Origin of the sequence: Micromonospora sp. WMMD1155 (assembly GCF_029581275.1) — a bacterium.
Classification (GTDB): Bacteria; Actinomycetota; Actinomycetes; order Mycobacteriales; family Micromonosporaceae; genus Micromonospora.
The window spans coordinates 4,229,108-4,254,855 of record NZ_CP120742.1 but is presented as its reverse complement, the minus strand read 5'-3'; the positions used below and the strand labels follow the sequence as shown (position 1 = coordinate 4,254,855).

Genomic DNA, 25,748 nt, shown 5'->3' with positions numbered 1-25,748 from the left:
GGACGGGACGAAGCGTCCTCGCTACGTCGTCTCGACTCAGGGGCGGCATGCGTTCGTCTTGATCGTGTGGACGGACACGTCCCAATCGTACGTGGATCACCCGTAGGTGCCGCAGCACCGTCAGTTCGGCGCGAGCAGTCGGACCTCGCAGCGGACCCCGCTGGCCTTGGCGAGCCGGCCATCACCGGTGACCAGTGGACAGGTCATCAACTCGGCTGCCGCGACATACGCTGCGTCGTAGGCCGAGACGTTGCCCCGCAATTGCCACATTCGGTCGAGCAACGTCGAGACGCCAACCTCGTCGATGACGAGTGAAGGCAGAGTGTCGACAGCCTCTTGAGCGCGGGCAAGGCCGAGCTTGCCGCCAAGGACCTTGCCCCTGATCACCGACATGACTTCCACCAGAAGATGCCCTGGCGCCGCCCAGTGGGGATCTCCGGTCAGTTCCGCGCGCGCCGCGTCACCCAGCGGCCCGTCGTCGACCAGAGCATCGGCCAGGACTGACGCATCAACGACGATCATGCGGCACTGCCCCAGGGTCCCCGCTGCTCCCGCTGCTCGCTCAACTCGGCGGCACTCTCCCCCGGAAGGGCGCGAGCACCATCAGACCGCCCGGCGAAGCGCTCAAGGGTTGCCGTGTTCCGTAGACGTCGAGCCTGGGTCTCCACCAACTCCAGCAAGTACGCCTGGAGCGACTGGCCGCGTGCCTTGGCTTGGGCAGCTAAGGCGTCTCGTACCTCTTCCGGCACGCCCCTGATCTGAAGTGCAACCATGCATTCATTATGCATGCGTCCTCGGCCGGCGGTTCCGGAACGACTCGCCAGATCGTCGCCCACAGATCCGGGGCCACCTCGAAGAAGGCGAGCTTAGCTGTTAGCTAACCGAGGAGGTTGTGTCATGTCGGCTGAGGCCGTGCACTACAACATGCACGATGCCAAGACACACCTGTCGCGCATCATCGAGCGGGTGGAACGCGGCGAAGAGATCATCATCGACCGGGCAGGCACTCCGGTGGCGAAGGTCGTGCCGTTGGTGCGGCGAGCCAGCCGCACCGCAGTCGGCTCTCTGGCCGGCCAAGTGGATCTCTCCGGTGACTGGGATTCACCTCAACCCAATGCCGAAATCGCGGGCGACTTCGGCATCGGCGCATGACCCTGTTATTGGACACTCATGTCGCATTGCGGGCCATCACGGGCGATAAAACTCTCGGCGACGAGTTCCTCGATCGGTTACGCCACGACCCGGACATCTTCCTCTCCCCGGTCAGCCTGTGGGAGATCACGATCAAGCAGAGCGCGGGGAAAGCTCATCGGCCCTCCTGACCTGGCCGAGCGCGCACGGAACATCGGCTTTCGCGAACTTCCGGTGACCCACGCCCACGCCCACGCCATCGTCGCGGGCCGCCTACCACTGCATCACCGCGATCTTCGACCGCATGCTGGTGGCACAGGCGTCCGTCGAAGGGATGGCCTTAGCCTCCCGCGACGCGTCGATAGCGTTGTACGACGTGGATGTCCTCAAGATGTGACGTGGTTTCCGGGGCCGGATCGCCCCGGACAGCGGCTTCGGACCTGCCCTAACCCGAGTCGCGCTGCCGTCGCCGCAGCACCACGGCGGACACCAGATAGCCCACACCGATGACCGCCCACGCTGCGGCGAACGCCCAACGCCAGGGCGAGGGGTCTCCGACGGCCAGGACCAGCCATCCGGCGGCCACGAAGAGCCAGACGCCCCCGGTGATGAAACCCTGTCGCGGAGTCTGTGCTGCCTGCCACCACGGGTTCTTGGCCGGCTTCATATGGGCGATTCTCGCACCCATTACGAACCCACGCCACCGCCGCACCACGTACCGCTCCTCTGCCCGAAGCCGATTGCACCGTGAGTCCGCACATCGTGGAACGGGCCTCTTCGAGGACGTCGCTTGCTCCCGTCTCAGCAAAACGTGAAGTCCTGACCGGGGTACGCGGACTCTCCTCCACCGGGCGGCGGGCCGTGCTGCTGCGGGCTCAGTGCGGACTGGAGGCGTCGGTCCGGACCTCGACGCGGTTCGCCTGGCACGTCGACACCAAGGCTCACCAGGGACAAGTTGGTGGGGCGGGCGGGACTCGAACCCGCGACCGAGGGATTATGAGTCCCCTGCTCTAACCGGCTGAGCTACCGCCCCTCACACCGCGCCGGATCTTATCCCGGCCGGTGGATCACGGGCCAGCAGCGATCCGGCCCCACCTCATCACCGCCGTCGTCGCTTCAGCAGCACGATGGGCAACGCGAGGATAACAGTGAGCACCCATCCGACCGCGATGACGCCCCAGAACCACGCGTCGTCCTCCGAACTCTCCTCGGCGGCGAACATCCCGACGGTGAGCAGCAGGCAGAAGCCGCCCATGAGCAGGGTGCCGAGCCCGCTGAGCACCATCACCGGGACCTCCCACCAGGAGCGCCTGGCGGGTTCGGGCTGACGCTCGATGGGCCTGGGCTGCGGGATCTGGTCCGCGCTGCGGGCCGGCATGGTGACCTGCCGGTCGGCCGGCACACCGGCGTCGATGGCCTGGATCGTCCCCGGGGGCAACCCGAGCATGGTCGGCTCGATGTGCAGCACGATGGCGTCCGTGCCGATGAGTTGCCGCGCGCCGTCGGGCCAGGCGAGCATGGCGGCGCAGTCGGCGTAGCGGACGGTCAGGTGCCCGTCCGGCCGCAGGTAGGTCACACCGTCGACGCCGAGGCGGACTCCACCGGCGCCTTCCCGCGCGCGGTACGTGGGGCCGTCGACGGTGTCGGCGGAATGGGTGGGTGCGGCGGTGAAGCCGGCCCAGTCGGCGCTGTGGCCGCCGGGCACCATCAGCAGCGCCGAGGTCATCACCTCCCCGGCCACGTCGTGCAGGTCGGCGACGGTGACGGCCTTCAGTTCGGCCCGGTACTCGTCGACGGTGAGGTTCGGCTGCCCGGTCAGCAGGTTGAGGGCGTACCCGGGGAGCCGCGCGGCGTCCACCTCGGTGGTGGCGAGGAGGTCCTCCCGCTTGGCGATCGTGGCGTCGAGGTCCGCCTGTTCGATCCGGCCGACCCGCATCTTGGCGAGTACGTCGACGAAGCCGCCGAGCACGGCGTCCTGCTTCTCCGCCAGCGCGTCGGCGAGTGCCCGCAGTGTGGCGTACCCGTCGCCGCGCGGCTCGTACGCAGTGGTGGTGGTGTAGGAGAGACCGGCGTCCTGGCGCAGTGACCGGTACAGCTCGCGTTCCAGCACCCCGGCGAAGGTGCTGGCGGCGGTGGTGCGGCGGACCACCGAGTCGAGTACCACGGCGCGGGCGCCGCTGACGAAGTACGCCGGGGTGGTCGGCAGCGCCGACGACGCCACCGGCACCGGCTGCCGGACCCCGTTGGGCAGGGTGAGGCGCAGCCCGGCGGGCACCCGGTCACCGGCGATCCAGAGCACGGCGTTCTCCCTGGTGAACCAGCGCGCCGCCCACTGCCGCAGGTCGTCGGCGGTGAGCGCGCCCAGGCCCCACTCCGGGTAGCTGCTCAGGCCGAAGTCGCGGGCGCCGTAGCGCCACAGCGGGATGTCGTCGACGGCGGCGGAGCCTCGGCTGCTCCATTCGGTGCGCAGGATCTCCTTCTCGACGTCGAGCCGCGCGACCGGCAGGTCGGAGAGGTGCGCGCAGACGGCGGTGAGGAACGCCGCGATGTCCGCCTCGGAGCCCTGGGTGTGGAAGGTGGTGTACGCGGGGGCGGTCGCGCCGTTCACGTGGTAGTCGGCCAGGCCGAGCGGGGCGAGCGCGAGGTGTTCGATGAGGTGGGTGATGCCGGAGCGGGCGAGCGTCTCGTCGGCGGTGCCGACCCGGAAGGTCAGCCCGGCGTGCATGGGCCCGCCGGTGGGGGCGAGCAGCGTGGGCACCCCGTCCACGTCCAGGTGCTGGATCACGAACGACCACCCTTCGCGTACGCCTCGGCGCGGAACTTGGTGAAGCCCTCGGTCCCGTCCACGTAGGCCCAGGGGTATTCGCTGCCGAGGTTGCCGAGGACGGTGAACTGGCCGGCGGCGGCGGACCACTGCCCGGTCAGGCTGAACATCAACGCGAACGTCGAACGGACCCAGACCCAGTCCCCTCGGTCGACGTAGTCGGGGTGCAGCACCGACCGTCGCCCACACCGCATGATCTCGTCCACGACCGGCGTGCTGCGCAGGTACTCCGTGCGTTCCCGTTCGGTGTCGAAGTCCAGCCAGCGTTCCAGGTGCGCCTCGGCGACGAGCGCGCCGTTGGGTGCCCCGTCGGGCGCGGCCTCGGCGCACTCCCGGGCGAAGCCGAAGGCCCGGTCCCAGTCGCCGCTCCACTTCGGGCAGAGCTGTTGGAGCAGGCTGGCCTGCGCGGGCAGGTGGTGGGGGTGGCTTCGGGCGAGCCGGTCGTAGCGGCGACGAGCCTCGTTCTGGCCGAGTTGCAGGCCCCTGGCGATGGTGATCCGCTGTGTCCAGGCCGCCGCGTCGTCCTCGTGCCGGGCGGTGACGTCGATGAGCACTTGCTCAGCTCGTCGCAGGTGGTCGTGGAACTGGTCGAACTGGCTCCGGCTGACGTGCTGGGCCCGGGCGGCGCTGCGGATCCGCCAGCCGGTACGGATGAGGCAGTTTCCGAGCAGCGTCCCGGCGAGGGCGTCGGAGGGGTCCTCGTCGTACACCCGCCGGAGGAACGGCTCGGTTCCCTCCTGTTCCCCGGCGGCGGCGACGAGCAGTGTGCGGAAGGCGGGGTCGCGGTCGGCGAACAGCGCCCGCACGGCGGGCCAGTCGGCGGCGTCGAGCGCCTTGCGGAGGTCGTTGACCTCGGGGTACGCGGCACCGGCATCGAAGGTGGGGGCTGGCAGAGGGGCGGGCATGGCGGGGATCATAAGTGATCAACAAGCGCCGCGTAGGCCCCGTTTCGGGCCGGGTTCAGCCGGCGCGCAGCTCCTCCAGCACCGCCCCGGCGGCCCGCCAACCGCTGGCGAGAGCGCCCTGGATGGACGGGCTGTCCCGGTGGTCACCGGCCACGAACAGCCCCTCCCCCAGTGACACGGGTTTGCGCAGCCGCCCCTGCGGTGGTGGCGCGGCGGGTAGCGCCTGCGGCACGGCGACTGTGGTGAGGTGTGTCCAGTCGGCTGTGGACTGACCGTACAGCCGGGTCAACTCGGCCCGGATGGTCGGCTCGGGTGGGGCGGTCGGGCCGACCACCGACGTGGCGATCAGGTGCCGTCCGGCCGGGGCGTACGTGGGTGCCGCGTTGCTGAGCACCACCGTGTTCGCCACGATCTCCCGCCGCTCCCCGTCGACCAGCAGGATCGGTTCGGTGAGCGGCGGCTCGGATGCGCTGTGGTAGTAGGTGGTGTAGCTGTGCATGCGTACCGTCGTCACCGCCGAAAGCAGGGCGGACGCGGCGGGCGGGTCGACCGCGACCACGACGGCCCGGCAGCGGACGTCGCCGGCCTGGGTGCGGACCCGGCCCGGGGCGACCTCGGCGACCGGGGTGTCCAGGTCGAGCAGGTCGGCGGGGAGCGGGGCGGCGATGGCCCGGGGCAGCGCGGCCATCCCCTCGGCGGGCAGGCCGATGCGGCCACGGGCGAAGGAGCGCAGCACCATCGCGAGCACGTGGCTGGAGGTGGCCAGCTCCCGGTCGATGAACACGCCGGACAGGAAGGGCCGCAGCAGCTCTTCGATGATCGCGTCGGACAGGCCCGCCCGGCGTAACGCCGTCTCGGCGGTGGTCTCCGGCGCGGCGAGGAGCCGGGCCGCGGGCAGTGTGGCGCAGCCCGCGGCGAGCGCGGCGAACCGCAGCCGGTCACGCAGCGAGCCGACACCGGCGAGTGCGGTGCCCGGCCCGCCGGTCGGTTCGCGCAGCGGGTTGACCAGCCGCGACAGGGTGTCGCCCTTGCGGACCAGCACACCGGAGGTGAAGTACCCGAGGTCGAGGCGGTCGGTGTCGAGCAGCGTGCCGAGCCGCGGGTACGCGGTGTTGAGCACCTGGAAGCCCCGGTCGATGAGGTAGCCGTCGACCACGTCGGTGGCGACCCGGCCGCCGAGCCGACCGCTGGCCTCCAGCAACCGCCAGGGCACCCCGGCGCGGTGCAGCCGGCGGGCGGCGGCGAGCCCGGCCAGGCCGCCGCCGACGACGACCACGTCGGTCTCAGCCGGCATCGCGCGCCTCCCGCTCACCGTTCGCCCGGGACAACCGGCCCGGCCACCAGATCTTCGCCCCGATGTCGTACGCGAGTGCGGGCACCAGCAACGACCGGACGACGATGGTGTCGATCAGTACCCCGATCGCGACGGCCGTACCCAACTCGACCAACACCACGAGCGGCAGGACGGCGAGGGCGGAGAACGTCGCGGCGAGCACGATGCCGGCGGAGGTGATCACCCCACCGGTGACGGCGAGGCCGGCGAGCACACCGGCGCGGGTGCCCCGCCGGACCGACTCCTCGCGGACCCGGCTCATCAGGAAGATGTTGTAGTCGATCCCGAGCGCGACCAGGAACACGAACGCGAACAGCGGGAACGACGAGTCCACACCGGGGAAGCCGAGGACGTGGCGGAACAGCAGCGCGCAGAGGCCGAGGGTCGCGGCGAAGCTGAGCAGCACTGTGGCGATCAGCAGCACCGGGGCGAGCAACGCCCGCAGCAGCAGGGCCAGGATCACCGCGATGACCACCAGCACCACCGGGATGATGACGTTCTGGTCGCGCTTCGCGGCGTCCGAGGTGTCCACGTTGATGGCGGTGAAGCCACCGACCACGGCGTCCGCGCCGGGCACCTGGTGTACGGCGACGCGCAGCTCACGGATGGTCCGCTCGGCGCCGTCGCTGTCGGGTGGGTCGGTGAGGGTGGCCTCCAGTTGGACCCGCCCGTCGACGACCTTCGGTGCGGCGCCGGGATCGGGTGGGCCGGTCTGCGGGCCGGTGGACAGGGGGCGGACGTCGGCGACGCCGCGTACGCCCTGCGCCACCTGGGCGACCTGCCGGGCGGTCTGTTCCGTGGTGAAGATGGTGGCCGGGCTGCCCGTGCCGGCCGGGTAGTGCCGAGAGATCACCTCCTGGCCGTCCACCGAGTCGACGCGTTGGGTGAACAGGTCGGACTGGCCGAGGGTGGTCGCACCGAGCTGGGTCAGCCCGAGCGTGAGCAGGGCCAGCACGACGGCGGTGCTCAGCCAGATCGGTCGGGCGTGGCGGGCCACGAAGCCGGCGACGCGACTCCAGATGCCGTGCTCCAGGCGCGGGTCGGCCTGGTCCTCGCGGGGCCGCCGCGGCCAGAACGCCCAGCGACCGCCGAGCACCAGCAGCGCGGGTAGGAAGGTGAGCATCACCAGCAGGGTGGCGGCGATGCCGATGGCGGCGACCGGGCCGAGTGCCCGGTTGGAGTTGAGGCTGGACAGCAGCAGGCAGAGCAGGCTGACGATGACCGTGCCGCCGGACGCGATGATGGCCGGCGCGGCAGCCTTCCAGGCGGCGCGCATGGCGGACCAGGGCCGGTCGTGGCGGTGCAACTCCTCGCGGTAGCGGGCGATGAGCAGCAACGCGTAGTCGGTGCCGGCGCCGAAGACCAGCACGGTGAGGATGCCCTGGGCCTGCCCGTTGAGCTTGAGCACGTCCGCGTCGGCCAGCAGGTAGACGAAGACCGAGGCGAGGGCGTACGACGTACCGGCGGCCAGCAGCGGGAAGATCCAGAGCACCGGGCTGCGGTAGACGACCAGCAGGATGATCAGCACCACGACCAGGGTGACCAGCAGCAGTGGCCCGTCGATGGCGGAGAACACCTCGATCAGGTCGGCGAGCAGGCCGGCCGGCCCGGCGACGTCCACGGTGAGGCCGTCCCGGTCCCCGCCGCTGATGTCGCGCAGTCGTTCGACGACAGCGCCGATCTCCTCACCCTCGGCGTCGTCCACTGGCACGACGACCTGGAGGGCCTGGCCGTCCTCGCTCGGTATCGGCGGCGGCAGCGGCGTGACCACGCCGGGCACCTGGGCGAACCGGGCGGCGTCGGCGCTCACCCGCTGCCGATCCGCGTCGGTGATGCCGGAGGGCCGCTCGTAGACGACCAGAGCCGGGATGGTCTCCCGGTCGACGAACCGACCGGCGAGGTCCTGAGCCCGGGTCGCCTCGGCGTCGGTGGGCAGGAAGGCCGCGTTGTCGTTGGTGGCGACCTCGCTGAGGCGTCCGGCGTACGGGCCGGCCACGCCGCCGATCACCAGCCAGGCCAGCACGACCGCCACCGCGACAAGTGTGGCCCGGCCGCCTCGTCCGGACATGCGTACTCACCCCAAGGAGGTCGGCGCGTCGATCGACGCAGCGGAGGCTCGACATCGACCATCCTGCCGGGCAGGCAAGCCCGAAGCGGCCCAAACCTCCCATTCCACGCCCGCCCCGCGCCTCACGCCCTCGCGCCCTCGCGCCCTCGCGCCCTCGCGCCCTCACGGCCCCGCACCCCGCGCCCCGCGCCCCGCACCCCGCACCCCGCACCCCGCACCCCGCACCCCGCACCCCGCACCCCGCACCCCGCACCCCGCACCCCGCACCCCGCACCCCGCACCCCGCACCCCGCACCCCGCACCCAAGATCGTCACAACATCGGGGATGTTGCTGCCTCAGGCACGCGAGAAGCAGCAACTTCGGGGATGTTGCCGCCTCAGGCACGCGGGAGACAGCAACATCCCGGATGTTGCTGCCACGGACGCCGGACGCCACGGACGCCGGGCGCCACGGACACCAGGCGCCCACGGACACCGGACGCCACGGACACCGGGCGCCACGGACACCAGGCGCCACGGACACCGGACGCCCACGGACGCCAGGCGCCACGGACACCAGGCGCCACGGACACCGGACGCCACGGACGCCAGGCGCCACGGACACCAGGCGCCACGGACACCAGGCGCCACGGACACCGGACGCCACGGACGCCGGACGCCACGGACGCCAGGCGGCACATGCGAAAACGCCCGTCGGCATCGGGCCGACGGGCGCTGGGTGAAGAAGCTCCCCCGATTGGACTCGAACCAATAACCTGCCGGTTAACAGCCGGCTGCTCTGCCAATTGAGCTACAGGGGATCGTGCACCGCCCGGAATCGGATCTCGCCGACGCCGTGCGACGGGACAAGAGTACAGGACTTCCCCCGGTGGCGGTCCAGTGGGTTCCACCCGGCACCTGATGATCGACACTCGCAGGTCAGGTGCCACAACACATCGACATACGGGGTAAATCGCCATCCCGGCCCAGACATGCTTGAGCGGGGAGCAGGATGGGTAGTTAGGTGCGGACAGAGAATGCAGGCGCGAACATGTCGCCGTCCGACGGGGCGACTCGCCGGGGGCGATGGCGCGTCAGGTACGGAAGGAGCCGCCATGCGCGGAAAGATCATGTTTCTTGGCGGGCTGGCTGCGGGCTTCGTCCTGGGCGCCCGTGCTGGCCGGGAGAAGTACGAGGAGCTCGTGGTCCGGGGCCGCAAGGTGCTCGACCACCCGACCGTCCAGGAGGCGGCCGGGGTCGCGCAGGCCCAGGCGAACAAGCTCTACAGCGAGGGCAAGGACAAGCTCGGCCAGACCAAGCTGGGCGAGAAGCTGGGCACCGGCAACGGCAGCACCGGCAAGCAGGAGTTGACCGCCGCCGACGACGCGTTCGCCGGCACGCCCGCCACCGTGGGCGCGAAGGCGGGCACCAACACGGTCGGCACGACCTCCGGGTCGCCGTCGTCCATGAACCCCCGCACCAAGCCGTCCGGCTCGGGCACGAACGCCAGCACGCTCTGACCCATCGCACCTCGACGGGCCGGTCGCCGCACGGCGACCGGCCCGTGGTCTGTCCGAGGTGCGGTCAGTCCTTGCTGCTGAACGCCGCGTCGAAGGCGGCGCTCGGAGCGTCGAAGGCGAGCCGGCGGACGAACTGCAACGCCTCCGGGGCGCCGACGAGCCGGTCCATCCCGGCGTCCTCCCACTCGACCGAGATCGGGCCCTCGTAGCCGATCGCGTTCAACGCACGGAAGCAGTCCTCCCAGGGGACGTCACCGTGCCCGGTGGAGACGAAGTCCCAGCCGCGGCGCAGGTCGGCCCAGGGCAGGTGCGAGGCGAGCCGGCCACGCCGGCCGTCCCCGGTACGCACCTTGGCGTCCTTGCAGTCCACGTGGTAGATGCGGTCGGCGAAGTCGAAGATGAAGTTCACCGGGTCCAGCTCCTGCCACACGAAGTGCGACGGGTCCCAGTTCAGCCCGAACGCGGGCCGGTTACCGATGGCCTCCAGCGTCCGCTTCGTCGTCCAGTAGTCGTATGCGATCTCGCTCGGGTGCACCTCGTGGGCGAACCGCACGCCGACCTCGTCGAACACGTCGAGGATCGGGTTCCACCGGTCGGCGAAGTCCTGGTAGCCGCGTTCGATCATCGACGGCGGCACCGGCGGGAACATCGCCAGGGTGTGCCAGATCGACGAACCGGTGAAGCCGACGACCGTCTTCACCCCGAGCTTCGCGGCCGCCCGCGCGGTGTCCTTGATCTCCTCGGCGGCCCGCTGACGGACCCCCTCGGGCTCACCGTCGCCCCAGATCCGGGCGGGCAGGATGTCCTGGTGCCGCTCGTCGATCGGGTGGTCACAGACCGCCTGACCGACCAGGTGGTTGGAGATCGTGAAGACCTGAAGGTTGTGCTTGGCGAGGGTCTCCTTCTTGCGCTCGACGTAGGAGTCGTCGGCGAGTGCCTTGTCGACCTCGAAGTGGTCGCCCCAGCAGGCGATCTCCAGACCGTCGTAGCCCCACTCGGAGGCGAGCCGGCAAACCTCCTCGAACGGAAGGTCGGCCCACTGGCCGGTGAAGAGCGTGATGGGTCGCGCCATTGTTCTTCTCCCCTGTTGTCATGGGGATTCCAGGTGCGGACCGGGGCGAGGGTGACCGGACGTACGCGACGCCGGACGGGCACCGGTGGGTGCGGAACACACCTGAGCCCGGCGGGTTGCGCCTCCCACCGGGTCACCGGCCACCAGCACGGTCGCCGACCCCACCCTATTTCCGTGGCACCCCATCGCGAAAGCCCCGCGGCCCGATCATCACTCGGCCACCTCCTCGGGCGCGGGCAGCGTGACCGTCACGGTGAAGCCGCCACCGGCACGCGGGCCGGCGGAGAACGTGCCGCCGAGCCGCTCGGCGCGTCTGCGTACCCCGAGTAGACCCTGCCCGGTGTGGTGGGCGATCCCGCCCGACGGCGCTGGACCGGCGCCGTCGTCGCGTACCTCGATGGTGATGCCGGTGGCGTCGTAGCGCAGGCGGACCGCGACCGGCGCGCCCGGGGCGTGCCGGCACGCGTTGGTCAGTGCCTCCTCGATGATCCGGTACGCCACGACGTCGACCGGCCCGGGCAGCGGCCGAGGGTACCCGGCCAGACTCCAGCGCACCGGCTGGCCTGCGGCGAAGCCCTCCACCAGCGCGTCGAGGCGGTTCAGACTGGGTGCCGGCCCGGTCGACGGATCGGGCTCCTCGGCCCCGTGCAGCAGCCGGTGCCCGTGCGCCTGCACCACCCGGCGCCACTGCGCCATACGCCCCATGCTGGTCAAGGTACGGCAGTGGCCTGTGAGCCGGGCCCCGGGCGGCGCCCGGCTAGGGGCCGTGACCGGCGTGAGCGTCATACCTGTGCACGACGCGCAGGTATGACGCTCACCGGGGCACTGCCTCGGGAGGGGCCGCCACCAGGTCGGGTCGTGACGGCGGCTCCTCCCGGCTCAGTCGGTCAGGGCAGGGTCCACTTCTGGTTGGCCGCGTTCAGGCAGGTCCAGAGGTGCACGACGGTGCTGTCCGCCGAGTTGTTGCCGGAGACGTCCAGGCACTTGCCCGACGACGGGTTGCGCAGGGTGCCGTCGGACTGCGCCGCCCAGTTCTGGGCGCCGCTGCCGTTGCAGGTCCAGAGCTGGATCTTGGTGCCGTTGGCGGTGCCGCTGCCGTTGACGTCCAGGCACTTGCCGAGCGCCCTGATCGTCGGGGTCTGCGTCACGGTCCAGGTCTGCGCCGCGCTGCCGTTGCAGGTGTAGATCTGGACCTGCGTGCCGTCGGCGGTGCCGCCGTTGCGTACGTCCAGGCACTTGCCGGCCAGGCCCTTGATCGGGCCGACCCCGGTGCTGCCACCGGTGCCCTTGACCAGGGTGAAGTCGTCCACGTCGAAGAGCCCGGTGCCGCTACCGGTGAAGGTGAGGTAGAGGTTCTGGGTGCTGGACGGGACGTTCGACAACGTGGTGGTGACGTTCGCGTACGTGTCCCAGCTGCCGGTGTTGGGCACCGCGACAGTGCCGAGCACCGGGCCGGTGGCCGAGCCGGTGCGCACCTGGATGCTGCCGCCCGCGCCACCGGAGACGACCCGGGTCGTGAACGAGGTGACACCGGTCAGGTTGACGCCGTTGTACGCGGCCCAGTCGCCCGGCTCGATGTAGCCGAGCGTCTGCCCACCGTTGGCGCCCGCCTTGGTGAACGCGGAGACACCGTTCGCCGAGCTGAACGCCTCGGCCTGGATCGTGGTGTTGCCGGTCGGCGGCGGCGTGCCGCCCAGCTCCTTGATCCGGATGTTGCGGAACGCGACGTCGTCACCGGTGCCGTGGTTCTGGATGCCGATGTGGCCGGCCAGGGAGCGGACCGGGTTGGTGTTGGTGAAGTCGTTGATCTTCACTCCGTTGAGGAATACCTGCAACCGCTCACCCTCGACCAACAGCTCGTACGTGTTCCACTCCCCCGGCGCGTTCAGCGCGGCGTCGCGGGCGGCGATGTCGGCGGCCTTGAACGTGTAGATCGACCCGGTGGTGCGGTCGGTGGCGTCGGTCGCGTCGATCTGGACCTCGTAGCCGTTGTCGATGGCGGACCAGGGGTCACTGGACGGCGGGAACCCGATGAAGACGCCGGAGTTGTCGTCACCGGCCATCTTCCAGTCCAGCTTGAGCGAGTAGTTGGTGAACTGCTTGGCGTTGTACCAGAACAACCCCATGCCGCCGACCGAGGTCAGCGTGGCGTCGGAGTTGGTGAAGCTGCCCGGACCGGCCTGCGACCACCCGGTCGTCGAGCCGTTGAAGATCGGGGTGTAGCCGGTCTCGGGCCGGCAGTCGGCCTTGCTCCGGCCGGAGGCGTACCGGATGCCGCCGAGCAGGTGGTTACGGAACCCCGACTCCGCGTACGACGCCTGGGTGTGCCCGGCGCCGGTGTAGAAGGACCGGCCGCCGTTGTAGCTCTTGCACCAGCTCAGCGGGTGGTCGGCACCCATCCCGCCGCCGGAGTACGACGACTCGTCGAGCGTGGCGAGCACATGCGCGGTCGACCGGGGGTTGGTCCGGTAGTTGTACCACTCGTCGGTGCGGGTCCAGGTCTGCGGCAGGTGCCCGGTCGCCGCGTGGCCCCGGTCCTCCACCTTGATGTTGGCCTGCTGGATGGCCGGGTGCGAGGCGAACCACGCGCCCACCAGATTGCCGTAGAACGGCCAGTCGTACTCGGTGTCCGCGGCCGCGTGCACACCGACGTAGCCGCGCCCGGAGGCGATGTACGACTCGAAGGCGGTCTGTTGGCTGGCGTTGAGCACGTCGCCGGTGGTGTTGAGGAAGACGACCGCCTCGTACTGGTTCAGGTTGCTGGTGGTGAACGCGGCGGCGTCCTCGGTGGCGGTGACGGTGAAGTTGTTCGCCGCACCCAGGTCGCGGATGGTCTGGATGCCGACCGGGATCGCGTCGTGCCGGAAACCGGCGGTCTTGGAGAACACCAGGACGTCGTAGGGGGCGTCGGCGGCGCTGGCCGGGGTGGCCGGTGTCGTACAGGCGAGGACGGCGAGTGCGGCCATGGCCGCACCGAGGACGGGTCGCAGGCGTCTGCGCATATCGCTCTCCTAATCGCGGTTAGGAGGGGCCCCAAACCCCGAGACTAGTCGTTGACCGGGGCCCCTCCTGCCAGCTCAGGGCAGGGTCCACTTTTGGTTGGCGGCACCGCTGACGCAGGTCCACAGGTGGACCACGGTGCTGTCGGCGGAGTTGTTGCCGGAGACGTCGAGGCACTTGCCGGACGCCGGGTTGCGCAGCGTTCCGTCGGCCTGCGCGGACCAGTTCTGCGCGGCGGTCCCGTTGCAGGTCCAGAGCTGGATCTTGGTGCCGTCCGCGGTGCCGGCACCCGAGACGTCCAGGCACTTACCCAACGACTTGATCGTTGAGTTCGGGGTGACCGCCCAGGTCTGCGCCGCACTGCCGTTGCAGGTGTAGATCTGGATCTGCGTGCCGTCGGCGGTGGCGGCGTTGCGCACGTCCAGACACTTGCCGCCCAGTCCCTTGATCGCCCCGGCCCCGCCGGCCGGCGGCGTGCCGGTGACGAAGGTGAAGGCGTCCAGGTCGTAGAGCGCCCCGGTGCCCGATCCGGCGAAGGTCAGGTAGAGCGTGGTCGTGCCGGTCGGCGGGTTGGTGATCGTCCCGGTCACCGTGGTGAACGTGTCCCAGCCGCCGGTCACCGGGACCGTGGCCGAGCCGAGCACCGTGCCGGTGGCCGAGCCGGCCCGGACCTGGAGGGTGCCACCGGCGCCCGCCGAGGAGACCCGGGCGTTGAACGAGGTCACGTTGCCCAGTCGGTACGGCTGGAACGCGATCCAGTCGCCGTTGTTGATGTCGCCGACGGTCTTGCCGCCCTCGGCCGGGGTCTTGCTGAACACGTTGATCCCGGACGAGGTGGCGTAGAACTCGGCCTGCCGGTGCCGTGGCGGCAGCGTGTGCTGGGTGTGCGTGGTCAGCCCACCGGCGTCGGTGTACTCGGCGTCGAAGATCGCGAAGATGTTCGCCGCGTCGTCGTGCTCACCGTCGACCGGGATGGTGATCGAGCCCGAGCAGCCGTTCTGCGAGGTGATCTGGTGCCCGTGCTGGTCGTGGCCGAGCACGTAGGTCATCTTGACCTTCGTGCAGTCGATCGTGCCGTCCTCCGGGTCGGTGACCGTGATGCTGAACGGCACCGTGTCACCGAAGCCGAACAGCTGGCCGTTGCCCGGGCTGTTGATGGTCACCGTCGGGGCGGTGTTGCCGACGTTGATCCGCACGCTGCTGCTGCCGGTGGCGCCCTGCGGGTCGCGGACGGTCAGCGTGGCGGTGTAGGTGCCGTTGGTGGTGTACGTCTTGGTGGGGTTGGCCGCGGTCGAGGTGGTGCCGTCACCGAAGGCCCACGAGTAGGTCAGGGTGCCGCCCTCGGGGTCGGACGAGCCGGCCGAGGAGAAGGTCACCGCGAGCGGTGCCGCGCCGGAGGTGCGGTTGGCACCGGCCACGGCGGTGGGTGCCCGGTTGCCGCCGCCGACGTAGTCGAAGCGGTAGAGCGCCGAGTTGGCGTCACCGTTGAAGTAACCGGTGCCGTAGTCGAGCACGTAGTACGCGCCGTCCGGGCCGAACGCCGAGTCCATCACCTGCTTGCCGACCCAGGGGAAGGTGTCGATGGTGCCCCGGGAGCCGTCGGAGTTGACGTGGATCGGCTTGATCCAGCCCCGGCCGAACTCGGTGGCGAAGAACTGCCCGTCGAAGGACTGCGGGAACTTCGTGGTGGAGGTCGACGACGCGTTGTACCGGTAGACCGGGCCGCCCATCGGCGACTCGGAGCCGCCGCCGAACTCGGTCGGGGTGCCGGCGTCACCGGCGTACCGGATCCAGGCCTGTTGCGCGGGCGGCAGGGTGGTCCGGCCGGTGTTGCGGAACGAGTTGTTGGTCGGCCCGCCGGTGCAGTTGTACTTCGCCCCGCTGGCGTTGGTGGCGAAGTCCCACTCGTTGTACGTCTCGGTCGTGGTGTTGGTGCCGGTGCAGTACGGCCAGCCGTAGTTGCCCGGCGCGGCGACCCGGTTGAACTCCACCTGGCCGGAGGGCCCACGGGTGGAGCTGGTGGAGCCGGCGTCCGGCCCGTAGTCACCGACGTAGACGACCCCGGTGGCCTTGTCCACGCTGATCCGGAACGGGTTGCGGAAGCCCATCGCGTAGATCTCCGGACGCGTCTGGGCCGTGCCGGGCGCGAACAGGTTGCCCGACGGGATGGAGTACGTCCCGTTCGCGTTCACCTTGATCCGCAGGATCTTGCCCCGCAGGTCGTTGGTGTTGCCCGCGCTGCGCTGCGCGTCGTACGCCGGGTTGCGGTTGGTCCGCTCGTCCAGCGGCGAGTAGCCGGCGGACTCGAACGGGTTGGTGTCGTCACCCGTCGACAGGTAGAGGTTGCCGGCCGCGTCGAAGTCGATGTCCCCACCGACGTGGCAGCACATGCCCCGGTTGGCCGGTACGTCGAGCACGTCGACCTTGCTGGACTGGTTGAGCGTGAAGTCGGAGTTGAGCGTGAACCGGGAGAGGCGGTTCACCCCGTTCCAGGCGGAGAAGTCGGTGCCGGTGGCCGGCGCGTCACCGGCGGGGGTGGAGAGCGGCGGGGCGTAGTAGAGGTAGATCTGCCGGTTGCTGGCGAAGCCCGGGTCGACGCCGACGCCCTGCAACCCCTCCTCGTCGTGGGTGTAGACCGACAGCGTGCCGATCACCGAGGTGGTGCCGGCCGCGTCGGTGCGGCGCAGGGTGCCGTTGCGGGCGGTGTGCAGGACGGAACGGTCCGGCAGCACCGCCAGTGACATCGGCTCACCCATGTCGCTCACCCCGCGGGCGAGTTCGACCTGCTGGAAGTCGGTGGCGACGATCGTGTGCGCCTGCGCGGGGGCCGTGCCGACGGCGAGGGAGACGGCGCCGGTGGTGGCCGCCAGCAGCAGCGCCGATCCGGCGGAGAACCATCGTCGGGACCGTTGTCGTGGAGTGTCCTTCATGGACATGGGTGCTGCCCCTTCCTGACGAGTGACTGCCAGGCCGGGCGCGCGCCGTCGCGCCGGATGCCGTAGCGGTGGTGGGGGTCGTGGGTTACCGCGCCGCCGGTTCACCTCGACGAAACATTGTCGTGTTGGTCACGACACTAAGTTGAAGGTGTCGATGTGTCCATACCTTCCGGTAGTTCAGCATCAACTTTTGTCAATCTGATCGAAAGTCGCGGGTCAGGCGTGGCGGTCGATCGCCTGGCCGGCCAGCGCGACGAGCGCCGAGCGCGCCTCGTCGGCCACCGCCGCGGCCCGCAGGGCCACCAGCGCGGCCTCGGTCCGAACCCGGATCATCTGCTCGATCCGCTCCCGGGCGCCGGTCGTCTCGATGATCCCGCGAAGCTCCGCGGCACCGTCGGCGTCCAACGCCGGATTGCCGAACAGCTCCCGCAGCCGGGCGGTCTGTGACCGGTCCGCGGCGCTGCGGGCCAGCGCCATCATCACCGTGGGCTTGCCCTCACGCAGGTCGTCCAGGACGGACTTGCCGGTCACCGCCGGGTCCCCGAAGACCCCCAACACGTCGTCGCGGAGCTGGAAAGCGTCGCCCAGCGGGTCACCGAACTCCTCCAGCGCGGCGATCAACTCCGGACCCGCGCCGGCCAGGGCAGCGCCGATCTGCAACGGCCGGGTGACCGTGTACCGGGCGGCCTTCATCCGGATCACGGTGAGCGCGCTGGCCACCGAACCGTCACCCACGCCCGAGACCAGGTCCAGGTACTCCCCCGCGATCACCTCGGTACGCATCAGCGCGAACACGCCGTACCCCCGGTGCACCTGCTCGGTGCTCAACCCGCACTCGTGGAACATCTGATCCGACCAGGCCGCGCAGAGGTCCCCGCAGAGCAGCGCGGTGTTGCGACCGTACGCCTCCGGGTCGCCACGCCACGACGACCGGGCGTGCAGGTCGGCGAAGAGGCGGTGCACCGACGGCTCACCCCGACGGCGGTCGCTGCCGTCCAGGATGTCGTCGTGGATCAGCGCGAACGCGTGGAACAACTCCAGGGCCGCCGCGGCCACCACGATCGGGGTGCCGTCGGCCGCGCCCGCGCCCCGCCAGCCCCAGTAGCAGAAGAGTGGACGCAATCGCTTTCCACCGGCGAGCACGAACCGTTGCAGCGCGGTGAACACGCCGCGCGGCGCGCCGTCGGGCCAGTCCGGGCCCTGCCGCTCCAGGAACCCGGCCAGCTCCGCGTCGAACCGCGCCCGCAACCCGCTCGTGTCGGTGGGCGCGACGGTGACCGTCATGTCCGCTTCCCCGAACCGCTCGTGCCGTCAACGCCTAATCCGGCCAGCTCCAGCAGCAGCCCCTTGACCTCGGTGGCCGCGATCCGGTCCCGGGCCGCCGTCGGGTCGGAGCAGAGCAGCACCGGGGCGTCCGCCGGGTCGTCCGGCAGCCGCCCGTGCGAGCCGCGTACCGCCCGCGCACCGGCGTCCAGGCCGACCGCGCTCATCAGGTAGCGCATGCCGAGCTTCTTGCGGGCCAGCGCCACCCCGGCGCGAGCCTTCGCGGCACCGGGGTTGGCCGGGTCGAAGAACAGCTCCGCCGGGTCGTAACCGGGCTTCCGATGAATTTCCACGAGCCGGGCGAAGTCCGGTGCCCGGTCGTCGTCCAGCCAGTAGTAGTACGTGAACCAGGCGTCCGGCTCGGCCACCAGCACCAACTCACCCGCACGCGGATGGCCCAGCCCGTGCGCGGCCTTGCCGTCGGCGTCGAGCACCTCGGCCACCCCGGGCAGGTTGGCGCAGAGCTTCGCCACCGCCGGCACGTCGGCCGGGTCCTTGACGTAGACGTGGGCGACCTGGTGGTCGGCGACCGCGAACGCCTTCGACGTCCACGGGTCGAGGTACTCCATGCCCGCCTGGGTGTGCACCCGCAGCAGTCCCTCGCTGCGCAGCAACCGGTTGACGTCCACCGGTCGGGACACGTCGGTGATGCCGTACTCGGACAGCACCACCACTGTCGCGTCCCGGGCCCGAGCGGCGTCCAGCAGTGGGCCGAGCACCGCGTCCAGCTCGGCCGCCGCGGCGGCGGCCTGGGCCGACGACGGGCCGAACCGTTGCAGGTCGTAGTCCAGGTGGGGCACGTAGACCAGGGTCAGGTCGGGTGACACGTCGGCCAGGATCTGCTCGGCCGCCTGGCAGATCCACTTCGACGACGGCAGGCCCGCCGTCGGCCCCCAGTAGGTGAACAGCGGGAAGGTGCCCAGCCGGCCGGTGAGCGCGTCGTGCAGCTCCGGCGGGTCGGTGTAGCAGTCGGGTTCCTTGCGCCCGTCGGCGTAGTACACCGGACGCGGGGTGACCGTCCAGTCGACGTCCGCGCCCATGGCGTACCACCAGCAGACGTTGGCGACGGTGTAGCCGGGCTCGGCCCGACGGGCCGCCTGCCAGAGCTTCTCCCCGCCGACCAGCGCGTTGTGCTGCCGCCACAGCAGCACCTCACCCAACTCCCGGAAATACCACCCGTTGCCGACGATCCCGTGCCCGCTGGGCGGTTCGCCGGTGAGGAAGGTCGACTGCACCGAGCAGGTCACCGCGGGCAGCACGGTGCCCAGCTCGGCCCGGAAGCCGCCGTCGGCGACCCCCCGCAGTCGGGGCATGTGCGCCAGCAGGCGGGGGGTCAGCCCCACCACGTCGAGCACCACCAGTCGGCGGCTCATCGCGTCCCTCCCATCGTCACTGTTCGCTCCGCGGTCAGACCAAGGCCGACCAGTTCGTCCCGGGCGAAGGCCAGCTCGGCGGCGATGCCGGCGGCCAGCTCCGCGTCGGTGCCGGGCCGCCGTGCGGCGGGCAGCACCCCCCAGGTGTACGTCTCGACGTCGAGGTGGTCGCAGCCGGCGACCGGGCCGTCGAAGAGCGCTCTCAGGGCTGCGCGCAGAACCGGCAGCGTCGATCCGAGCGGTTCCTCGGGTGGGGCGTGCAGGGGCACGTGGTAGTGCACCCGCCACGGTCCGGGCAGCGCCCGGTCCAACGCCTCGTCCAGGTCGTCCGCCGCGTACGACTCATCGGCCGGGTCGGGTAGGCCGGCGCAACCGGCTCCCCGGGTCTGGTGCAGGAAGCGCGGCTCCACCCAGCGGCGCAACGCGTCCGCCCCGCCCGCCGGGTCGGCCGCCTCGACGGCGGCGGAGACCTGCACCTTCACCACCGGCAGCCCGGCCGCCCGCAGTCGCCCGAGCGCCTCGGCCGGGTCCTCCCAGGCGCACGCCAGGTGGGCCAGGTCGAGGCAGACGCCCATCCGCTCGGTGTCCATCCCGGACAGCAGCGCGGCGGCCTGGCCGCTGCTCTCCACCACGCAGCCCGGCTCCGGCTCGAAGGCGACCCGCACCTCCCGGCCGGTGTCGCGCTGCACCTCGGCCAGGCCGGCGGCGAGCTGGTCCAGCCGCCGTCGAGCCGCGTCGGCCCGCCCGGCGTCCCACGGCTGTCGCCAGGCCAGCGGCAGGGTGGAGATCGACCCCCGGGCGGCGTCGTCGGGCAGCAGGTCGGCGAGCACCCGGGCCAGGTTCAGCGTGTACGTCAGGCGCTGCTCGGTGGTCCAGTCGGGGTGGTACACGTCCTGCTTGACCACGGGCGCCTGGAAGGCCGCGTACGGGAAGCCGTTGAGGGTGACCACCTCCAGGCCGCGCGCGTCCAGTGCGGCGCGCAGCCGACGGCGGAGTCCCGGGTCGTCGGCCAGCTCGGCGGCGACCGGGGCGGCCAGCCACAGGCCGAGCCCGAGCAGGTCGCTGCCGAGCGCCTCGCGCACCGGCACGGCGTAGGTGTCCAGTTGACCGAGGATGCCGGCGAGGTCCTCGGCGGGGTGCACGTTCGTGCAGTAGCCCAGGTGGACCGTCTCACCGCCGGCATGCCGCAGCCGCATCAGCTTCCGCCGCGCAGGATCGAGTTGCCGGTCTCCGGGTCCACGGGGGCGGGGTCCTCCAGGTCGCTGAGGTCGAGTCGCCCGGACTGCCCGTAGAACTCCACCGGGTTGCGCCACAGCACCTTGTCGACGTCGTCGTCGCTGAACCCGGCCCCCAGCATCGCCTCGCCGGTGGCCCGGGTCAGCAACGGGTCGGAGCGCCCCCAGTCGGCGGCCGAGTTGACCAGCATGCGGTCCGTGCCGTACTCGCGCAGCAACTCGACCATCCGCGACGGGGTCATCTTGGTGTCCGGGTAGATGGAGAAGCCCAGCCAGCAGCCGCTGTCCCGGACCAGCTTGACGGTCACCTCGTTGAGGTGGTCGACCACCACGCGACCGGCGTCGATGCCGGACTCGGCGACCACGGCCAGAGTGCGTTCGCAGCCGCGCGCCTTGTCCCGGTGCGGGGTGTGCACCAGCGCCGGCAGCTCGTACGCCACGGCGAGGGCGAGCTGCGCCGCGAACGCCTCGTCCTCCTCCGGCGTCATCGAGTCGTACCCGATCTCGCCGACCGCCACCACCGCGTCCTTGTCCAGGTAGCGGGGCAGCAGGTCGAGGACCGGGCGGCACCGGGGGTCGTTGGCCTCCTTGGGGTTGAGCGCGATCGTGGCGAAGTGGCGCACTCCGAACTGACCGGCCCGGAACGGCTCCCAGCCGATCAGCGAGTCGAAGTAGTCGACGAACGACGCGGCGCTGGTGCGCGGCTGACCCAACCAGAACGCCGGCTCCACCACCGCGCGTACCCCGGCGGCGGCCATCCGTTCGTAGTCGTCGGTGGTGCGCGAGGTCATGTGGATGTGGGGGTCGAAGATGCGCATTCACGCCTCCCGGGGCAGTGCGGCGGTGAGCCGGTCGAGCAGATCGGTGGCGTCGGCGGGCAGGTCCCGACCGGCGGCGTGTCGTTCGGCGGCGAGCGCGGCCAGCATGGCGGCCAACTCCCCGTCGGCCCGCGCGTCCAGGTCGGCGACCGCGGCCAGGGGAACACCGCTGAACACGCACTTGAGCACCGCCTGCCGCCAGGCGGCCGGGTCGAGGTGCCGGGCGTACGGGCCGAGCGCGGCGGCGACCAGGCGGGTGTCGTTGGTGCGGATCGCGTCGTGCAGCAGCGGCACGGCGGCGTCGTCGATCGGCAGCAGCGGTAACGCCCGCAGCACCGCTCGCCGTTCGGCCGCGTCACCGTGCTGGTAGAGGCTCTCGGCGTACCCGGCGTGGTCGCGCGGCAGCGCGGTGAGCAGCAGCACCCGGGCCGCGTCATCGGCGGTCCAGCCGGGCGCGTCGGGTAGCGCGCCTCGACCGCAGCGCCGACCCACGGCGGGGAAGAGCCGGGTGATCTCGGTGGGCTCGGCCGCGACCCGGCGCAGCGCCGTGTCCAACCAGTCGGGATCGGGTACGCCTCGCAGCGCGGCCCGCAGTGAATCCGGTGTCATCCCGTCTCCTCCCCTTGTCGCTACGCCGGCACCCCAGGTGTGCCTGTGGGCACCTCGTCCTCAGTGCGCACGGCCGCCGCGGTCGCGGCGGCGGCTCGCAGGAACTCGATCGACCGGGCGGCCACGGCGGGGGCGGCATGCGAGTCGCGGGGTAGTTCCACCGCGACCAGCCCGCGATAGCCGGCCGCCGCCAGGGCCGCCAGCACCGGCGGAAAGTCGATCTCACCGACGCCGAATTCCAGGTGTTCGTGCACGCCCCGACGCATGTCGTCGATCTGCACGTTGACCAGGTGGGCGGCCACCTCGCTGACGCACTGCGGCACCGGCCACGGCTCCAGGCAGCGGCAATGGCCGATGTCGAGGGTGATGCCGAACCGGGCCGGGTCACCGAGCGCGGCGCGCAGCCGACGCCAGTCGGCGATGTCCTGCACGAGCATGCCCGGCTCCGGCTCGAAGCCGAGGGTGACGCCCGCGGTGTCGGCCGCGTCGACGACTGTGGCGCAGCCGGCCACCAGCCGGTCCCAGGCGCACTGCGGGGACACCGACTCGGGCCGGACACCGGCCCAGAAGGACACCGCCTCGGCGCCCAGGTCCGCGCCGATCCGGACGGCCCGGCGCAGGAACTCGATCCGCCGGGTCGGGTCGTCGTGCAGCAACGTCGGCGCGTGCTTGTGCCACGGGTCGAGCAGGTACCGGGCGCCGGTCTCGATCACCACCGCGAGCCCCAGCTCGTGCAACCGGCGGCTGACGGCGGCGACCCGACGGGGGAGGCCGGGCGCGAACGGGTCCAGGTAGTCGTGGTCCAGGGTGAGCGCCACCCCGACGTAGCCGAGATCGGCGATGACGGCGAGCGCGTCGTCGAGGCGGTGGTTGTTGAAGCCGTTCGTCCCGTACCCGAGCCGCAGCGTGGTGGCATCCCCGGCCGGCAGGCCCGGCGGGGTGGCGCCCGCGGCCGACGGGGCGGGCCGGGCCTGGGGAACCGTCATGTCGGGGAGACCTTCCGGGCCAACCGTCGGCCCAGCGGCGCGGCCGCCGCGACGACCAACCCGAGCAGGCCGGCTCCACCCCGAGCGGTCAACGCACCCTGGAGGGCGGGCAGGCCGGTGATGCCCGCGCCGACGGCGGCGCGGACCCGACCGGCCGACGGGTCGCGGACCACCTCGACCTGGGCCGCCCCGTAGCGGGCCGCGTACCACCCGGCCAGCACCGCGGGCAGCACGGCCGCGACACCGGCCGCCCGGGACCGCTCGGGGCGCGCGGCGGACGGGTCGTCCGGTCGTCGGGTGATCGCGCGTCGGGTGGCCGGGACGGCGGCACTGGCGGCGACCACAGCCGTGCCCGCGAGGGTACGCATGGGCAGGGTGGCCTCGGCTCCACTGACCTCGCGGCGGGACAGCGCGGTCACCGTCCAGGTGTGCGCGGCGACCGTCGCCGCCGCCGGTAACGCCCGGGTCAGCCGACCGCCGGATGCGCCGAGCAGCACGTCCAACCCTCGACAGGCGGCCATCACGGCCGGGCCGGCGGCGGTGTTCTTGGCCAGCAGGTCGTACCCCCAGATGGTGGCGGCCAGCGGCACGGCGAGCGCGGCGGCGCGGCGACCGCCCACGGCGGCGGCCAGGCCCACGCCCGCGGCCGTGAGACCCGCCGCGAGACCGACTGCGGCGGCCGGGGTGACCCGCCCGCTGGGGATGGGCCGCTCGGGGCGTTCCTCGGCGTCCAGGCCGCGGTCGGCCCAGTCGTTGGCGGCCATCCCGGCCCAGTAGAGCAGCACCGAGGCGCCGGCCAGGGCAGGGGTACGCGGACCCAACGCCCCGGCCGCCGCCGCTCCGGCGACCACGTCACCGGGCACCGAGAGCGCGGCCGGTGCCCGGACCAACTCGGCGAGGTCAGCCAACGTTGTCATGGTCACCGTTCCCACCGGCGTGCAGGTGCCTGGTGAAGTCGGTCAACCGGGCCCACTGCTCGCCCAGCGAGTGGGTGGGCGCGCCGATCGGGTCCTTGAAGAAGAACCCCAGCTCGGCCAGCGGGCCCACCCGCCCGGCGGCGTGCGCGGCGGCGGTGAGCCGGGCCAGGTCCAGCACCAGCGGCGCGGCCAGCGCGGAGTCGCAGCCGTGCCAGGTGAACTCCATCCGCATGCCGGTGCCGAGGAAGCCGGCGAAGGTGATCAGATCCCAGGCGGTCTTGAAGTCGCCCAACTCCTCGACGTACTCGATGCGCGTGCCGCCCTGCGGGACGTAGCCCAGCGTCTCGCCGAGCACCCGCTGCTTGCTCTGCACCTTCGCCGCGTTCGCGGCCGGGTCGGCCAGGGTGGCGCCGTCGCCACCGCCGAGCAGGTTGAACCCGGACCAGGAGCGCACGTCCAGGTTGCGCATCGCGAACATCGGCGCGAGCACGGACTTGACCAGCGTCTCCCCGGTCTTGCCGTCGTGCCCCGCGTACGGCAGGCCGGCCTCTTCGGCCAGCGCCGCCAGGGCGGGCAGCCGCAGCCCGGTGGACGGGGTGAAGTCGACGTACGGACAACCGGCCAGCAGCGCCGCGTACGCGTAGAGGGAGCTGACCGGCAGCACGTCGTCCGGCCCGGCGAGGGCCGCTCGCAGTGCGGCCGGGTCGGCGTGCCCGGGGTGCGGCTGCGGGGCCGGCTCGGTGGCGGAGACGTTGACCACCACCACCCGGTCCAGCTCGTGCCGTTCGCGGAAGCCGGTCAGGTCGCGGACCACCGCCTCGGCCCGGTCGGCCTGGGTGTCGCCGACCGGAGCGGGGCGCAACTCCTGCTCGACCACGCTCAACTCGTCGCGGAGCGCGGCGACCAGCCGCCACGGGATGACGCCGGCGTCGGCGAGGGTCTCGGCGCGCTTGCACAGCGGGGTGGTGGCCAGGTCGTGACCGCCGAAGACGAGGTCGGCGAAGCCCGGCAGAGCGGGGCCTCGCAGCTCGGGGAGCTCGGTGACGCAGCCGGTCGGTCCGGCCAGGCCGGCCCGCAGCGCGAGCCCTCCGACGATGCTGGTGGTCGCGACGGATCCGCGCGCTCCTACCAGCCAGACACCTGTTCGCATGGTGCTCCTTCCCCGTTCACGAGGAACCGTCGGTACCACTAAATATAGGAATATCAGAATATCTTTCGGAACGATACGGCCTTGGTCGAGGGGCCCCGTCCGCCCTCCCCGCACCGGATCGGCACCGGTTTCCGACGTCGGCGTCGGCGGCGACGACGCCGGACCGGATTCCGGCCCGGGTACAGGCAGACGGGGCTTGGTAGACAGGGTCGGGTCGGCGTCTCGACCCTGCCTCCCCCGCATCCGACCGATCGGGGCGTTGGCATGCCCCGGCCGGGCGTCTCAGGCCGCCGCGCCCACCAGGTCACCGGACGCACGACCCGCCGGACGTCGGCGAGTGCATGCGGTACGGGTGGGGGCAACGGCGGGCGGTCTGGTCAGGTCCTACGGATTCCACCGATGGTGGCGGTCCTCCGGTGCGGCCGGGGAATCCCGGTCCGGTCGCACCGGACGACCGTCCTGCTCGTGCGCCACCGGGCCGTCAGGCCCGGCCGCACGCTCTCCGACGCCGACCTCGTTCCGGCCGCGGGGCGCAATCCGCGGTCGGTCCTCGCCGGTCGGCTTCGGGA

Annotated in this window: 21 protein-coding genes, 2 tRNA genes and 1 pseudogene; 3 read left to right on the top strand and 21 right to left on the bottom strand. The window is 71.6% G+C overall.

Annotated elements, in window-relative coordinates:
* Window positions 1–120 precede the first annotated feature (120 nt).
* Complete coding sequence (locus O7617_RS19625; RefSeq protein WP_282264798.1) at window positions 121–537, bottom strand: type II toxin-antitoxin system VapC family toxin; 417 nt, start codon at window positions 535–537, stop codon at window positions 121–123.
* Window positions 519–773, bottom strand: coding sequence for a hypothetical protein (locus O7617_RS19620; RefSeq protein ID WP_282257241.1), 255 nt, complete (start codon window positions 771–773; stop codon window positions 519–521). The genes O7617_RS19625 and O7617_RS19620 overlap by 19 nt, the downstream gene beginning before the upstream one ends.
* A 124-nt stretch (window positions 774–897) precedes the next feature.
* Between O7617_RS19620 and O7617_RS19615 the strand changes: the two genes are divergently transcribed.
* Window positions 898–1,152: a type II toxin-antitoxin system prevent-host-death family antitoxin gene (locus O7617_RS19615; protein ID WP_282257239.1), complete on the top strand. Its 255-nt coding sequence runs from the start codon at window positions 898–900 to the stop codon at window positions 1,150–1,152.
* Window positions 1,149–1,528: pseudogene (locus O7617_RS19610) on the top strand (type II toxin-antitoxin system VapC family toxin). The gene O7617_RS19615 and the pseudogene O7617_RS19610 overlap by 4 nt, the downstream one beginning before the upstream one ends.
* Window positions 1,529–1,576: 48 nt before the next feature.
* On the opposite strand, the gene O7617_RS19605 reads toward O7617_RS19610, so the two are convergent.
* The 7 genes from O7617_RS19605 to O7617_RS19575 all read right to left on the bottom strand — a co-directional run bounded on the left by O7617_RS19605 (window position 1,577) and on the right by O7617_RS19575 (window position 9,061).
* Window positions 1,577–1,798 (bottom strand): hypothetical protein, encoded by a 222-nt coding sequence (locus O7617_RS19605; RefSeq protein ID WP_282257237.1) that lies wholly within the window; start codon window positions 1,796–1,798, stop codon window positions 1,577–1,579.
* A gap of 289 nt (window positions 1,799–2,087) precedes the next feature.
* A tRNA-Ile gene (locus tag O7617_RS19600) sits at window positions 2,088–2,164 on the bottom strand.
* A 66-nt stretch (window positions 2,165–2,230) separates the two neighbouring features.
* The gene (locus tag O7617_RS19595) at window positions 2,231–3,916 is read right to left on the bottom strand and encodes an insulinase family protein (RefSeq protein ID WP_282257235.1); all 1,686 of its coding nucleotides are present in this window, start codon (window positions 3,914–3,916) and stop codon (window positions 2,231–2,233) included.
* Entirely contained in the window at window positions 3,913–4,860 is a 948-nt protein-coding gene (locus O7617_RS19590; protein WP_282257233.1) for a hypothetical protein, read from the bottom strand. Before O7617_RS19590 ends, O7617_RS19595 begins: the two co-directional genes overlap by 4 nt.
* 55 nt (window positions 4,861–4,915) lie before the next feature.
* Window positions 4,916–6,154, bottom strand: a complete 1,239-nt coding sequence (locus O7617_RS19585) for an FAD-dependent oxidoreductase (RefSeq protein WP_282257232.1) — start codon at window positions 6,152–6,154, stop codon at window positions 4,916–4,918.
* Window positions 6,144–8,261 (bottom strand): MMPL family transporter, encoded by a 2,118-nt coding sequence (locus O7617_RS19580; protein WP_282257230.1) that lies wholly within the window; start codon window positions 8,259–8,261, stop codon window positions 6,144–6,146. The genes O7617_RS19585 and O7617_RS19580 overlap by 11 nt, the downstream gene beginning before the upstream one ends.
* Before the next feature lie 727 nt (window positions 8,262–8,988).
* Window positions 8,989–9,061: transfer RNA gene (locus tag O7617_RS19575), tRNA-Asn, on the bottom strand.
* A gap of 294 nt (window positions 9,062–9,355) precedes the next feature.
* Between O7617_RS19575 and O7617_RS19570 the strand changes: the two genes are divergently transcribed.
* The gene (locus O7617_RS19570) at window positions 9,356–9,760 is read left to right on the top strand and encodes a hypothetical protein (protein ID WP_282257228.1); all 405 of its coding nucleotides are present in this window, start codon (window positions 9,356–9,358) and stop codon (window positions 9,758–9,760) included.
* Between the two features lie 64 nt (window positions 9,761–9,824).
* Here O7617_RS19570 and O7617_RS19565 read toward each other — a convergent pair whose 3' ends face one another.
* The 12 genes from O7617_RS19565 to O7617_RS19510 form a co-directional block, all read right to left on the bottom strand.
* Complete coding sequence (locus O7617_RS19565; RefSeq protein WP_282257226.1) at window positions 9,825–10,832, bottom strand: sugar phosphate isomerase/epimerase family protein; 1,008 nt, start codon at window positions 10,830–10,832, stop codon at window positions 9,825–9,827.
* Between the two features lie 210 nt (window positions 10,833–11,042).
* Entirely contained in the window at window positions 11,043–11,537 is a 495-nt protein-coding gene (locus O7617_RS19560; RefSeq protein ID WP_282257224.1) for an ATP-binding protein, read from the bottom strand.
* 182 nt (window positions 11,538–11,719) lie between these two features.
* Complete coding sequence (locus O7617_RS19555; RefSeq protein WP_282257221.1) at window positions 11,720–13,834, bottom strand: ThuA domain-containing protein; 2,115 nt, start codon at window positions 13,832–13,834, stop codon at window positions 11,720–11,722.
* A gap of 75 nt (window positions 13,835–13,909) precedes the next feature.
* Window positions 13,910–16,768, bottom strand: a complete 2,859-nt coding sequence (locus O7617_RS19550; protein WP_282257219.1) for a PQQ-dependent sugar dehydrogenase — start codon at window positions 16,766–16,768, stop codon at window positions 13,910–13,912.
* Between the two features lie 216 nt (window positions 16,769–16,984).
* Complete coding sequence (locus O7617_RS19545; RefSeq protein ID WP_282257218.1) at window positions 16,985–18,052, bottom strand: polyprenyl synthetase family protein; 1,068 nt, start codon at window positions 18,050–18,052, stop codon at window positions 16,985–16,987.
* Entirely contained in the window at window positions 18,049–19,464 is a 1,416-nt protein-coding gene (locus tag O7617_RS19540; protein WP_282257216.1) for a nucleotide pyrophosphatase/phosphodiesterase family protein, read from the bottom strand. Before O7617_RS19540 ends, O7617_RS19545 begins: the two co-directional genes overlap by 4 nt.
* Complete coding sequence (gene eboE, locus O7617_RS19535) at window positions 19,461–20,660, bottom strand: metabolite traffic protein EboE (protein WP_282257214.1); 1,200 nt, start codon at window positions 20,658–20,660, stop codon at window positions 19,461–19,463. Before eboE ends, O7617_RS19540 begins: the two co-directional genes overlap by 4 nt.
* Window positions 20,660–21,517, bottom strand: a complete 858-nt coding sequence (locus tag O7617_RS19530; RefSeq protein WP_282257212.1) for a TatD family hydrolase — start codon at window positions 21,515–21,517, stop codon at window positions 20,660–20,662. The genes eboE and O7617_RS19530 overlap by 1 nt, the downstream gene beginning before the upstream one ends.
* Window positions 21,518–22,126: an EboA domain-containing protein gene (locus tag O7617_RS19525; protein WP_282257210.1), complete on the bottom strand. Its 609-nt coding sequence runs from the start codon at window positions 22,124–22,126 to the stop codon at window positions 21,518–21,520.
* Between the two features lie 20 nt (window positions 22,127–22,146).
* Window positions 22,147–23,112, bottom strand: a complete 966-nt coding sequence (locus O7617_RS19520) for a sugar phosphate isomerase/epimerase family protein (RefSeq protein WP_282257208.1) — start codon at window positions 23,110–23,112, stop codon at window positions 22,147–22,149.
* Window positions 23,109–24,029: an SCO3242 family prenyltransferase gene (locus O7617_RS19515; RefSeq protein WP_282257206.1), complete on the bottom strand. Its 921-nt coding sequence runs from the start codon at window positions 24,027–24,029 to the stop codon at window positions 23,109–23,111. The genes O7617_RS19520 and O7617_RS19515 overlap by 4 nt, the downstream gene beginning before the upstream one ends.
* The gene (locus O7617_RS19510; RefSeq protein ID WP_282257204.1) at window positions 24,013–25,179 is read right to left on the bottom strand and encodes an inositol-3-phosphate synthase; all 1,167 of its coding nucleotides are present in this window, start codon (window positions 25,177–25,179) and stop codon (window positions 24,013–24,015) included. Before O7617_RS19510 ends, O7617_RS19515 begins: the two co-directional genes overlap by 17 nt.
* Window positions 25,180–25,748: the final 569 nt, after the last annotated feature.